Here is a 13,014-nt window from a genome sequence, read left to right on the forward strand (position 1 = left end):
CGGCCCACAAGTGGAGGCTCCGATCTCCCACCTGACCATCCTCCGGGACGGCAGGTCACCGGTCAGGTGGCGCCCATCGTTCCGTACGGACGATGGAGCCGCCCGATGCGCCCCGCGGTTGACCGCGGCGGTGTTCCGGTTTTCCAGGAGCCCCGCCTGTGTCCCGTCCGGGGCATTTTTCATGCACTGGTGCGGTTGGTCTCAGGAAAACAGACGTTACGTGGCTGTCCGCCAGGCGGCCGCGTGGTGCTACCGAGGAGGATCCATCAGCGCCGAGCCCCGCATCAACGACCGGATTCGCGTTCCCGAGGTGCGACTTGTCGGTCCCAGCGGCGAGCAGGTCGGGATTGTTCCGCTTGCCAAGGCCCTGGAACTCGCACAGGAGTACGACCTCGACCTGGTCGAGGTGGCGGCGACCGCCCGTCCGCCCGTGTGCAAGCTCATGGACTACGGGAAGTTCAAGTACGAGTCGGCCATGAAGGCCCGTGAGGCGCGCAAGAACCAGGCGCACACGGTCATCAAGGAGATGAAGCTCCGGCCGAAGATCGACCCGCACGACTATGACACCAAGAAGGGTCACGTCGTCCGGTTCCTCAAGCAGGGCGACAAGGTCAAGATCACGATCATGTTCCGTGGTCGTGAGCAGTCCCGCCCTGAGCTGGGCTTCCGTCTGCTCCAGCGTCTCGCTTCGGACGTCGAGGAACTCGGCTTCATCGAGTCGAACCCGAAGCAGGACGGCCGGAACATGATCATGGTTCTGGGCCCGCACAAGAAGAAGACCGAAGCCATGGCCGAGGCCCGTGAGGCCCAGGCCGCCCGCAAGGCGGAGCGCCAGGGTTACACCCCCGACGCCGAGGCTGCTGCGGAAGAGGCTGCCGAGGCTCCGGCCGAAGCGCAGCCCGAGGTTTCGGCCGAGACACCTTCCGAGGCGTGACCTCAGGGGGCGCCATCCAGGCGGCCCCGGGTCACCCCGGAATCCCCACCAAGATCTGACGCCCCTGTTGTCCGGTGCCTGCACCGCGAGGGGCGCCACTGACGAGGAGAGAACGGCGCGATGCCGAAGAACAAGACGCACAGCGGTGCCAGCAAGCGTTTCAAGATCACCGGCTCCGGCAAGGTGCTCCGTGAGAAGGCCGGCAAGCGCCACCTGCTCGAGCACAAGTCGTCCAAGAAGACCCGCTCGCTGACCGGCACGGTCGTCGTGGCTCCGGCCGACGCCAAGAAGATCAAGAAGCTTCTCGGCAAGTGAGGTTCGGCCCCCGGTGAATCCCGGGGGCGCGACCTCGATCACACCGGGACCAATTCGTTTCCGGGCTGGGTGAGTCGATACCGTGAACACCAGCCCCGCTACAAGGAGTTAACAAGTGGCACGCGTCAAGCGGGCAGTCAACGCCCACAAGAAGCGCCGGGCAATCCTCGAGGCCGCCAGCGGTTACCGCGGTCAGCGCTCGCGCCTGTACCGCAAGGCCAAGGAGCAGGTCACCCACTCCCTGGTCTACAACTACAACGACCGTAAGAAGCGCAAGGGCGACTTCCGTCAGCTGTGGATCCAGCGCATCAATGCCGCTGCCCGCCAGAACGGCATGACGTACAACCGCCTCATCCAGGGTCTGAAGGCCGCCAACATCGAGGTGGACCGCAAGATCCTGGCCGAGCTCGCGGTCAACGACGCCAACGCGTTCGCCGCTCTCGTCGAGGTTGCCCAGAAGGCCCTCCCGAGTGACGTCAACGCCCCGAAGGCCGCCTGATCCAGGGCACACTTCTTGGCTTTTGAGCCGGACCCGCAGGCGCTCGCCGTCTGCGGGTCCGGTGCGTTGCACCCCTTGTTCCGTACCTCCGCACGCAGAGAGGCCCGCCGCCGACCATGGCCACCCCCGAACTGATCTCCCCGCGATCGCCGCGCGTCGCCGCCGCCCGGCGCCTCGCCCGGCGCAATTTCCGGGGCAAGGAGCGACGGTTCATCGCTGAGGGGCCGCAGGCCGTGCGCGAGGCCGCCGAACACCGCGGCAGTGACGGCGAGCCGACCCTGCTGGAGCTCTTCGCCACCGTCGAGGCGGCCGAGCGGTACCCCGACATCATCGAAGCCGCCCACGCGGCCGGCGCCCGGGTGCACCTCGCGGACGGCGACACACTCGCCGATGTGTCGCAGACCGTCACCCCGCAGGGACTCATCGGCGTCTGCCGGTTCCTCGACTCGCCGTTCGAGTCCGTTCTCGCCGCGAAGCCCACCCTGGTCGCCGTCCTCGCACACGTACGCGACCCCGGGAACGCCGGTACGGTGCTGCGCTGCGCCGACGCCGCGGGCGCCGACGCCGTCGTCCTCACCGACGCCTCCGTCGACCTGTACAACCCCAAGTCCGTGCGTGCGTCGGTCGGCTCGCTCTTCCACCTGCCGGTCGTCGTGGGCGTACCGGTCGAGCAGGCCGTCCAGGGGCTGCGGGACGCGGGCGTACGGATCCTCGCCGCCGACGGCGCGGGGGACGACGACCTCGACGACGAGCTCGACGCGGGCACCATGGGCGGGCCCACCGCCTGGGTCTTCGGCAACGAGGCGTGGGGGCTGCCCGAGGAGACCCGGGCGCTGGCCGACGCCGTCGTCCGGGTGCCGATCCACGGCAGGGCGGAGAGCCTCAACCTCGCCACCGCGGCGGCCGTCTGCCTGTACGCCTCCGCGCGCGCCCAGCGCCCCCGCCGTACCGCCGGCTGACCGGCCCCGTACCCCGCCGGCCGGCGCACCGCAGCAGTGCGCCCCCACAGGGTGTCGCTCCGTCACCGACGACTAGTAGTGTGACGAACTCGGGGGCCCACTGCACCGGTTCGAGAGGTGGGGTACGGGAATATGTCTGTCGGCATGAGCAGGCCGCGCGAGACACATGCGGCCGACGTGCGCGCCGACCGGGGTCCTGACGGCGAGAGCACCCCGGCCGACGGCGAGGTCGCCGGCCCCGCGGACGACACCGTCACATCCGGTGTCGACCCGGACGATCTCCCCGACGGACTCGTCATCGCCGACAGAGCGGGCCGGGTCATCTGCTTCAACTCGGCGGCCGCGCGGATCACCGCCGTACCCAGGACCGCCGCTCTCGGCCGCCCGCTGGAGCACGTACTGCCGTTGGAGGACCTCAAGGGCCGTCGCTGGTGGGCCCTGACCGACCCGTACGGCGGCCTCGCGATCCGGGTCGGCCAGCCCGAGCGGAACCTGCTGCTCCCCGGCGGCCGCGAGGTCCTGGTCGCCGCCCGGTACGTACGCGAGTACCCGACCGGTCCGGTACGCCGGCTGGTGATCAGCCTGCGCGGCACCGAGGCACGCCGCCGCAACGAGCGCAGCCACGCCGAACTGATCGCGATCGTCGCCCACGAACTGCGCTCCCCGCTGACCTCCGTCAAGGGCTTCACCGCGACGCTGCTGGCCAAGTGGGAACGGTTCACCGACGACCAGAAGCGCCTGATGCTGGAGACCGTCGACGCCGACGCCAACCGCGTCACCCGGCTCATCGCCGAGCTGCTCGACATCTCCCGGATCGACTCCGGCCGCCTGGAGCTGCGCCGCCAGCCGGTCGACCTCTCCGCCGCCGTGGAACGCCATGTCCAGGCCCTCACCGCGAACGGCCAGGCACCCGACCGCTTCCTCGTCCGCACCCGGCAGCCGCTGCCCGCGGTGTGGGCCGACCCGGACAAGGTCGACCAGGTTCTCGGCAACCTGCTGGAAAACGCGGTGCGCCACGGCGAGGGAACCGTCACCATTGAGCTCGCACCCGCACCCGCGAAGAGCGACGAGAAGGGAACAGCCGTCACCGTGAGCGACGAGGGCCCCGGCATCCCCGAGGAGTCGATGGGCCGTGTCTTCACCCGTTTCTGGCGGGGAAGCAAGCGCGGCGGCACGGGGCTGGGCCTCTACATCGTCAAGGGCATCGTCGAGGCGCACGGCGGCACGATCACGGTCGGCCGCGGCCCCGGCGGCGGCGCAGAATTCCGATTTATTCTGCCCGTGGGGGCTCCGGCCTTTCTGAAATAGGAGAGTCTGCGAAGCAATCCGGCAGGGCGGCGGCGGGCGACGGGAGGACCTGAGCAGCCCGCGGGCTTCCTCCACCCCTCGTGGCCTTTAGACTCGACCTTTGGCACCTTTGCGTCCTCCAGTCGTCGAGCGGGGCCACGGGGGTCCGGGGGCATCCCCCGGTAAGAGCAGTACCAGCCAATCGGAAGCACGGGAAGAGATGTCGGCACCGAACAAGTCGTACGACCCAGTCGAGGTCGAGGCACTGAAACCGGAAGAGATCGAGCGCATGCGGGACGAGGCGTTCGCCGCCTTCGCCGCCGCGGGCGACCTCGACGCGCTCGCCCAGGCGAAGACCGCGCACACCGGTGGCACCTCGCCCCTGTCCCTCGCCAACCGGGAGATCGGCGCACTGCCGCCGCAGGCCAAGGCCGAGGCGGGCAAGCGCGTGGGCCAGGCCCGCGGCGCCGTGAGCAAGTCCCTCGCCGCCCGTCAGGCGGAGCTGGAGGCCGAGCGGGACGCCCGTGTGCTGGTCGAGGAGGCGGTGGACGTCACGCTGCCGTACGACCGCACCCCGGCCGGCGCCCGCCACCCCCTGACGACCATCATGGAGCGCGTCGCGGACGTCTTCGTGGCCATGGGCTACGAGGTCGCGGAGGGCCCCGAGGTCGAGGCGGAGTGGTTCAACTTCGACGCCCTGAACTTCGTGCCCGACCACCCGGCCCGGCAGATGCAGGACACCTTCTTCGTCCAGGGCACCACTCCCGACGGGAAGCCGACCACGGGTGACGAGTCCGGCATCGTGCTGCGTACGCACACCTCGCCGGTCCAGGCCCGCACCCTGCTCGACCGCGAGCCGCCCGTCTACGTCGTCTGCCCCGGGCGGGTCTACCGCACCGACGAGCTCGACGCGACGCACACCCCGGTCTTCCACCAGATCGAGCTGCTCGCCGTCGACGAGGGCCTCACCATGGCGGACCTCAAGGGCACCCTCGACCACATGGTCCAGGCGCTCTTCGGCCCGGACATGAAGACCCGGCTGCGGCCGAACTTCTTCCCGTTCACCGAGCCGTCCGCCGAGATGGACATGGTCTGCTACGTCTGCCGCGGCGCGTCCGTCGGCAACCCGGACCGCCCCTGCCGCACCTGCGGCAGCGAGGGCTGGATCGAGCTCGGCGGCTGCGGCATGGTCAACCCCAAGGTACTCATCGCCTGCGGCGTCGACCCCCGGAAGTACAGCGGATTCGCCTTCGGGTTCGGCATCGAACGGATGCTGATGTTCCGCCACAACGTCGAAGACATGCGAGACATGGTCGAGGGTGACGTCCGGTTCACCCGGCCGTTCGGGATGGAGATCTGATGCGCGTCCCGCTTTCCTGGCTGCGGGAGTACGTCGACCTGCCGGCGACGGAGACCGGCCGTGACGTACAGGCCAAACTCGTCGCCGTCGGTCTGGAGGTCGAGACCGTCGAGCACATCGGCGCCGGCCTCAAGGGCCCGCTGGTCGTCGGACAGGTACTGACCATCGAGGAGCTGGAGGGCTTCAAGAAGCCCATCCGGTTCTGCACCGTCGACGTCGGCTCCGCCAACGGCACCGGTGAGCCGCAGGAGATCGTCTGCGGAGCCCGTAACTTCGCTGTCGGCGACAAGGTCGTCGTGGTCCTCCCGGGCGCCGTCCTGCCCGGCGGCTTCGCGATCGCCTCGCGCAAGACGTACGGCCGGACCTCGCACGGCATGATCTGCTCCACCGACGAGCTCGGCATGGGCGACGACGGCACGCACGGCATCATCGTGCTGCCGCCGGAGCACGAGGTCGGCACCGACGCGATCGAGCTGCTGCAGCTCGTCGACGAGGTCCTCGACATCGCCGTCACGCCCGACCGCGGCTACTGCCTCTCCATGCGCGGTGTCGCCCGCGAGACCGCCATCGCGTACGGGCTGCCGCTGCGCGACCCGGCGCTCCTCGACGTGCCCGCACCGAACGCGTTCGGCTACCCGGTGAAGGTGGCCGACCCGATCGGCTGCGACCGGTTCACCGCGCGCACCGTCGTCGGCCTGGAGCCCGAGGCGCGTTCCCCGATCTGGCTGCAGCGCCGGCTGCAGAAGGCCGGGATGCGCCCGATCTCGCTCGCTGTGGACATCACGAACTACGTGATGCTGGAGCTCGGCCAGCCGCTGCACGCCTACGACCGGACCCGTATCGACGGACCGATCGGGGTGCGCCGTGCCCAGCAGGGCGAGAAGCTCACCACGCTCGACGGCGCGGTCCGCGTCCTGGACGCCGAGGACCTGGTCATCACGGACAACCGCGGACCGATCGGTCTCGCGGGTGTGATGGGCGGCGCCAACACCGAGATCGCCGACACCCGGAACGGTGAGAACACCACCACCGAGGTCGTCATCGAGGCCGCGCACTTCGACGCGATCTCGATCGCTCGGACCGCGCGCCGCCACAAGCTGTCCTCCGAGGCGTCCAAGCGCTTCGAGCGCGGCGCCGACCCGCAGGCCGCGGCCGCTGCCGCGCAGCGCACCGTCGACCTGCTGGTGCTGCTCGCGGGCGGCACCGCCGAGGCCGGTGTCACCGAGGTCGCGGCTCAGTCAGCGCCCCGGACCGTCGTGATGCCCGCGGACCACCCCGATCGCGTGGCCGGTGTCGCCTACGGCCGTGAGACCGTCGTACGCCGCCTCCAGCAGGTCGGCTGCGACGTCTACGGGCAGGACGAGCTCCTGGTCACCGTGCCGTCCTGGCGGCCCGACCTGAGCGAGCCGAACGACCTCGCCGAAGAGGTCATCCGGCTGGAGGGGTACGAGAACCTCCCGTCGACGCTGCCGACGCCGCCGTCCGGGCGCGGACTCACCGACCGCCAGCGGCTGCACCGCAAGGTCGGCCGGGCGCTCGCCGGAGCCGGCTATGTCGAGGCACTGAACTACCCGTTCATCGGTGACGCGGTGCTGGACCAGCTCGGGTTCGACGCCGACGATGCCCGCCGCCGTACGGTCAAGCTCGTCAACCCGCTCTCCGACGAGGAGCCGGCGCTGCGCACCACGCTGCTGCCGGGCCTCCTCGGCGCACTGCGGCGCAACGACGGCCGCGGCAGCCACGACCTGGCGCTCTTCGAGACGGGGCTGGTCTTCCGGCCTACCGGCGAGGAGACCGCGGCCGTACGGCTCCCCGTCGATCATCGTCCCGGCGACGAGCAGATCGCCGGGCTGAACGCAGCGCTGCCGCGTCAGCCGCGCCGCGCCGCGGTCGTTCTCGCGGGCGCCCGCGAGCAGGCTGGCTGGTGGGGCAAGGGCCGCCCGGCCGACTGGGCGGACTCCATCGAGGCCGCTCGTACGATCGCCCGTGAGGCCGGAGTCGAGCTGACCGTACGGGGTGACCAGCACGCGCCGTGGCACCCCGGCCGCTGCGCCGCGCTCTTCGTCACGCTGAACGGCGAGGAGACCCTCGTCGGGCACGCCGGTGAGCTGCACCCGCGGGTCATCAAGGAGCTCCACCTGCCGGAGCGGACCTGCGCCATGGAGGTCGAGATCGAACTCCTGGAACAGGCCGTGGACGGTGCGCTCCAGGCCCCGCGGATCTCCACCTTCCCGGTGGCGACCCAGGACGTCGCGCTGATCGTCGCGCAGGACGTGCCCGCCGCCGAGGTGGAGCAGGCGCTGCGGGAAGGCGCGGGTGAACTCCTCGAATCGCTGAGGCTGTTCGACGTGTTCACCGGTGAGCAGATCGGCGAGGGCAAGAAGTCCCTGGCGTACGCGCTGCGGTTCCGCGCGCCGGACCGCACCCTGACCGTCGACGAGGCCTCGGCCGCCCGCGACGCGGCGGTCGCGCTGGCCGCGGACCGGACGGGCGCGGTGCTGCGCGGCGCGTAGCGTGCCGACCGCGACCGGCCATCGAGGCCGAACCGGCCGCAGAAGGTGAGGAGGGGGCGTATCCGGCTACCGGATACGCCCCCTCCTTCTGCGCTCGCCGGACGGCGGGGGGACCGCACGCGGGCCCCGGTCCGGCCCGGGGGAACCCGGGTCCGGTCCGACCCCGCAGCCACCCTCCGATCAGTGGGCAGTGGGTCGTGCGATCCGGCGTCGTCCGCGCTGCCACGGAGTGTCGGGCAGGTCGGCAGAGCGAACGACGCGGGTGCGGGTCGTCAACTGTACGAGGGGGAGCAGACGACCCGGCCGCCTCTTGCGAGGCGACTGATTCAACCGATCCGCACCCCGGCGCAACAGAGTGCGCGACGGGACGGTTCGGGCATTCCGTTCACACCCCGTGCGAAACGTGCTCCACTGGGGCGACAGGCCTTAGGAGGGGCGATGGAGCCCAACATCCTGCTCGAAGCCCTCATCGACGAGGCGGGCGTCTCCCGGGCAGGTCTTGCCGCGCACATCAACCAGGCCGGGCGTGCCCGCGGACTGTCCCTGCGGTACGAACACACGGCCGTGGCCCGCTGGTTGAAGGGCCAGCGGCCGCGCGGACAGGCGCCCGACCTGATCTGCGAAGTGCTCGGCGACCGGCTGCGCCGAGCGGTGTCCCTCGACGACATCGGCATGGCGACCCGCAGCGGGGGAGGCACGGTCGTGCCGGTCTCGACGCTCACCGGCTTCGTCGAGCGGGCCACCGCGCTGTGGCGCGCGGACGAACAGCAGCGCCCCCACGTCCTCGCCGCGGCCGCCGTCACCGGAACGACGGCGGTGATGCCTGTCTGGGAGTGGGAGAACCCGCCCGAGGACGCCGATGCCTCCCGTACCGGTCCGACACGCGTCGGCATGGCCGACATAGCGATGCTGCGCGCCGCCCGCGCCCACTACGAACTGATGTACCGCAGGGCCGGCGGCATCGCGACGCGATCCCGCATCGTCGGCTTCCTCAACGCCGAGACCGCCCCGCTGCTGCGCGGCGGCTACAGCGACGCGACCGGCCGTCGGCTGCACAGGGCGACCGGCGGGCTGGTGGCCGTCGCGGGCATCTGCGCGTACGACTCCGACGCGCACGGTCTCGCCCAGCGCTACTTCCACCAGGCGCTGCGGCTGGCCAAGGCGAGCGGGGACCGGGGGCTCGGCGGGTATGTGATCGCCCTGCTGGTCAACCAGTCGCTGTTCCTGGCCGACTACCGGCAGTCCGTCGCCTTCGCGGAGGCGGCGCTGCGGGCGGCGGGACGGCACATCACGCCCGCGCTGGCGGCCGATCTGTACGCGATGCAGGCGAAGGCCTACGCGCACCTCGGCGACGGCCACAGCGCCCTGCAGTGCATCCGGCGAGCCGAGTCCGAGGCCGAGCGCATCCGTCCCGGCCATGAACCCGACGAGACGGGGTACGTCGAACCGGGCCTGGTCAATGTGCAGGTGGCGGAGGCCCTGCTCAGCCTCGGCGATCTGCCGGGGGCACGGGAGCACGCCGCGGCGGCGGTCAGTACCCCCGCGCACGACCGGGGCCGGGTGCACCGGCTGGCCATGCTGACGCATATCGAGCTGCGGCAGGGGGAGGCGGACCGGGCGGCGGGCACGGCGGCCGAGATGGCGGAACGGGCCCGGGGGATGGAGTCGCAGCGGCTGCGGGACCGGCTGCGGGCGGTGCGCGGGGATCTGGTCGGGAGCGGCTGCGCCGACGCGGAGCGGGCGGCCGAGCTGATCGACGGGGCGTTGCGCGTACCGCTGTGAACGTACTGCGCGTACGCCGGGAATGTTCCCCTCCAGCGCTGCTCCTGCTGCCATGTTGCCACCAACGTGTCGGAAGGTGGCAGAACTGTGCAGTGGACGAATCTGAACGAAAGAACTGTGTATGAGAACCGCTGGTTCCGGGTCAATCTGGCGGATGTCGTTCTTCCCGACGGCCGTCACCTCGACCACTACCTCGTCCGGCTGCGCCCCGTTGCCGCGGCGACCGTCGTCAACGAGGCAAACGAGGTGCTGCTGCTGTGGCGGCACCGGTTCATCACCGACAGCTGGGGCTGGGAGCTCGCCGCCGGTGTGGTCGAGGAGGGGGAGGACATCGAGGCCGCGGCGGCCCGGGAGATGGAGGAGGAGACCGGCTGGCGCCCGGGCCCGTTGCGGCCGCTGATGACCGTGGAGCCGTCGAACGGCCTCACCGACGCCCGGCACCACCTCTACTGGGCCGAGGAGGCGACCTGGACCGGCCACCCGCAGGACGACTTCGAGTCGTCGCGCCGCGAGTGGATACCGCTCAAGTTGGTGCCCGACATGATCGCCCGGGGCGAGATCCCGGCCGCCAACATGGTGGCCGGACTGCTGATGCTCCATCACTTACGGCTCGGGTGAGGCACACAGCTCACGCGAGCGGGGCCGGCCGGAACTTTCCCGGTCGGCCCTGCCGGCGGTACGGCGACCAGCAGGTCAGGAGTACGGGTAGAAGCCCGAGCCCGTCTTGCGGCCGAGCCGGCCCGCGTCGACCATGCGCTGGAGGAGCGGGGGAGCGGCGTACAGCGGTTCCTTGAACTCGGCGTACATCGAGTCGGCGACCGAGGCCACGGTGTCCAGGCCGATGAGGTCGGAGAGCTTCAGCGGGCCCATCGGATGGGCGCAGCCGAGTTCCATGCCGTTGTCGATGTCCTCGCGGCTGGCGATACCCGACTCGAACATCCGGATCGCGGAGAGGAGATACGGGATCAGCAGGGCGTTGACGACGAAGCCGGAGCGGTCCTGGGCGCGGATCGGGTGCTTGCCCAGCACGTCCTGCACCAGCGCCTCGGAGCGCCGGACCGTCTCGTCGGACGTGGTCAGCGCGGGGACCAGCTCCACGAGCTTCTGCACCGGGGCCGGGTTGAAGAAGTGGATGCCGATGACCTGGTCCGGGCGGGAAGTCGCGACAGCCAGCTTCACCAGCGGGATGGAGGAGGTGTTGGAGGCGAGAATCGCGTCCTTCCGGGTCACCACCTGGTCGAGCACCTGGAAGATCTCGGTCTTGACCTGCTCGTTCTCCACGACGGCCTCGATCACGAGATCGCGGTCGGCGAACTCGCCGAGGTCGGTGGTGAAGCTGAGGCGGCCGAGTGTCTCGTCGCGCTCCTCCTCGGTGATCTTGCCGCGTTCGGCGGCCTTCGAGAGGGAGTTGTGGAGCCGGGTGCGACCGATCTCCAGCGCCTCGCCGGTGGTCTCGGCCACCATGACGTCGAGTCCGCTGCGGGCGCACACTTCCGCGATGCCTGCGCCCATCTGGCCACAGCCCACCACTCCGACGCGTGCAATGTCGGCCATAGAGTCCGTCACCTCGTGCCTTTCGCTGATCTCCGTTCGGCGGGCTCCCGTCTGATTCCGGTCCCCGCCTCGACCCCCCGACGTTACTCCGCGACCTGCGGGTCATGACGGGCCGGGGCGGGCATGCTCTGCGATACCCCCGATGCTGGGGTGACGGGCGAGGACACAGAGACGGCAGGTGGCAACGAAATGCGGCAAATGGCCCGAAGAGGCTTTGTGGCGGGTGCGGCCGGAGTGGTCGCGGGAATGACGGCCTCGGTCGCGGGGGCGACCGGGGCCGTCGCCGCGCCGCGGGAAGCGCCGGTTCTTCCATCCGGGGCGGGTGCGTCGCCCGGGCCGGGTGCGAGCCTCCCGCGCGTCGCCCGCCGCGAGATGCGCGGCATGTGGGTCGCCACCGTCGCCAACATCGACTGGCCCTCGGCGCCAGGGCTCACGGCGGCGGCGCAGCGGGCCGAGCTGATCGCGTACCTCGACGAGGCCGTCGACCGGCGGCTGAACGCCGTCCTCCTGCAGGTCCGGCCGACTGCCGACGCCCTGTGGCCGTCCCCCTACGAGCCATGGGCCCAGTACCTCACCGGCGTCCAGGGCAAGGACCCCGGCTGGGATCCGCTGGGCACCGCCGTCCACGAGGCGCACCGCCGCGGGCTGGAACTGCACGCGTGGTTCAACCCGTACCGGGTCGCCAATCACACGGACCCGTCCCGGCTGGTCCCCGGCCACCCGGCGCGGCTGCACCCCGACTGGGTCCTCCCGTACGGCGGGAAGCTCTACTACAACCCCGGGCTGCCCGAGGTGCGCCGCTTCGTCCAGGACGCCATGCTCGACGCGGTCCGCCGCTACGACATCGACGCCGTCCACTGGGACGACTACTTCTACCCGTACCCGGTCGCCGGGCAGGTCTTCGCCGACGACGCCACGTACGCGAAGTACGGCGCGGGCTTCCCGGACAAGGCCGCCTGGCGCCGCGACAACACCGACAAGCTGGTCCGCGAGATGTCCGCACGGATCAAGGCGGTCAAGAAGCGCGTCCAGTTCGGGATCAGTCCGTTCGGTGTCTGGCGCAACGCGGGGACCGACCCGCTCGGCTCGGACACCAGGGCAGGGGTGCAGACCTACGACGATCTGCACGCCGACACGCGCGGTTGGGTCAAGAAGGGCTGGATCGACTACATCTGTCCGCAGATCTACTGGAACATCGGCTTCGCCGCCGCCGATTACGCCAAGCTGCTGCCCTGGTGGGACGCGGTGGTACGGGGCACGGGCGTCGACCTCTTCGTCGGCGAGGCGCTCTACAAGGCCGGTGACCCCGCCCAGCCCGCCGCCTGGCAGGACCCGGCCGAACTCTCCCGCCACATCGACCTCGCCGCCGGCTACGACCAGGTCCGCGGGCATGTCTATTTCTCGGGCAAGGACGTGGTCACCGACCGGGCCGGCATGATGGCGCGCGTCGTGGCGGACCACTACCGCAACAGAGTGCGCCCTCCCCGCTGACCTGAGGGGCCTGGGGCGGAGGGGGCGCACCGAGGGGTGGCTGGCCGGAGCGTGTGGCCCGGGGAAACCTACGGGGTCTCCGGGTCCCGGTGCCGGACCACGGCGTGCTGGACGATGGTGTCGGGTCCTGGCGAAACCAGGTGTTCGTGTCCGTCCTCGGAGCGGACGCGGTACGGGGGAGCGCCCCCGGCCCCGAGCACTTCGACGATCTCTGCGACCCGGTCGTGCTGCCCCACGGTCCTGCCGTGCGTCAGCAGCCGGTCGCCCGCGTGTGCCTCCATAGGGAGTGACCTCCTCACGGGTGACGGTCCATGTCGACA

At 70.8% G+C, this 13,014-nt stretch carries 12 protein-coding genes; 10 read left to right on the forward strand and 2 right to left on the reverse strand.

Going from position 1 to position 13,014, the window contains the following annotated elements:
• Positions 1-181 precede the first annotated feature (181 nt).
• The 9 genes from infC (at position 182) to AB0I23_RS29755 (ending at position 10,267) form a co-directional block, all read left to right on the forward strand.
• Positions 182-934, forward strand: coding sequence for a translation initiation factor IF-3 (gene infC / locus AB0I23_RS29715; protein WP_359113863.1), 753 nt, complete (start codon positions 182-184; stop codon positions 932-934).
• A gap of 120 nt (positions 935-1,054) precedes the next feature.
• Entirely contained in the window at positions 1,055-1,249 is a 195-nt protein-coding gene (rpmI, locus tag AB0I23_RS29720; protein WP_030918579.1) for a 50S ribosomal protein L35, read from the forward strand.
• Between the two features lie 115 nt (positions 1,250-1,364).
• Positions 1,365-1,748 (forward strand): 50S ribosomal protein L20, encoded by a 384-nt coding sequence (gene rplT, locus AB0I23_RS29725; RefSeq protein ID WP_003970214.1) that lies wholly within the window; start codon positions 1,365-1,367, stop codon positions 1,746-1,748.
• Between the two features lie 116 nt (positions 1,749-1,864).
• Positions 1,865-2,707 carry a TrmH family RNA methyltransferase gene (locus AB0I23_RS29730; RefSeq protein ID WP_359113866.1) on the forward strand — a complete coding sequence of 281 codons (843 nt, stop codon included), beginning with the start codon at positions 1,865-1,867 and terminating at the stop codon, positions 2,705-2,707.
• A 132-nt stretch (positions 2,708-2,839) separates the two neighbouring features.
• A complete protein-coding gene (locus AB0I23_RS29735) occupies positions 2,840-4,015 on the forward strand; it encodes a sensor histidine kinase (RefSeq protein ID WP_359113868.1) in 1,176 nt (391 codons plus the stop codon).
• A 199-nt stretch (positions 4,016-4,214) separates the two neighbouring features.
• A complete protein-coding gene (gene pheS, locus AB0I23_RS29740; protein ID WP_359113870.1) occupies positions 4,215-5,354 on the forward strand; it encodes a phenylalanine--tRNA ligase subunit alpha in 1,140 nt (379 codons plus the stop codon).
• Entirely contained in the window at positions 5,354-7,867 is a 2,514-nt protein-coding gene (gene pheT / locus AB0I23_RS29745; RefSeq protein ID WP_359113871.1) for a phenylalanine--tRNA ligase subunit beta, read from the forward strand. The genes pheS and pheT overlap by 1 nt, the downstream gene beginning before the upstream one ends.
• A 438-nt stretch (positions 7,868-8,305) precedes the next feature.
• Positions 8,306-9,649, forward strand: coding sequence for a transcriptional regulator (locus AB0I23_RS29750; protein ID WP_359113873.1), 1,344 nt, complete (start codon positions 8,306-8,308; stop codon positions 9,647-9,649).
• Positions 9,650-9,736: 87 nt separating this feature from the next.
• Positions 9,737-10,267: an NUDIX hydrolase gene (locus tag AB0I23_RS29755; RefSeq protein WP_359113875.1), complete on the forward strand. Its 531-nt coding sequence runs from the start codon at positions 9,737-9,739 to the stop codon at positions 10,265-10,267.
• A 75-nt stretch (positions 10,268-10,342) separates the two neighbouring features.
• Here AB0I23_RS29755 and AB0I23_RS29760 read toward each other — a convergent pair whose 3' ends face one another.
• On the reverse strand, positions 10,343-11,203 hold the full coding sequence (locus AB0I23_RS29760) for a 3-hydroxybutyryl-CoA dehydrogenase (RefSeq protein ID WP_359113877.1): 861 nt from the start codon (positions 11,201-11,203) through the stop codon (positions 10,343-10,345).
• A gap of 189 nt (positions 11,204-11,392) precedes the next feature.
• Between AB0I23_RS29760 and AB0I23_RS29765 the strand changes: the two genes are divergently transcribed.
• On the forward strand, positions 11,393-12,694 hold the full coding sequence (locus tag AB0I23_RS29765; RefSeq protein WP_359113879.1) for a glycoside hydrolase family 10 protein: 1,302 nt from the start codon (positions 11,393-11,395) through the stop codon (positions 12,692-12,694).
• A 68-nt stretch (positions 12,695-12,762) separates the two neighbouring features.
• Here the strand turns inward: AB0I23_RS29765 and AB0I23_RS29770 are convergent, their stop codons facing one another.
• The gene (locus tag AB0I23_RS29770) at positions 12,763-12,975 is read right to left on the reverse strand and encodes a DUF1918 domain-containing protein (protein WP_037698967.1); all 213 of its coding nucleotides are present in this window, start codon (positions 12,973-12,975) and stop codon (positions 12,763-12,765) included.
• Positions 12,976-13,014: the final 39 nt, after the last annotated feature.

The sequence above is a fragment of the Streptomyces atratus genome, from assembly GCF_040655115.1.
Taxonomy (GTDB): Bacteria; Actinomycetota; Actinomycetes; order Streptomycetales; family Streptomycetaceae; genus Streptomyces; species Streptomyces atratus_D.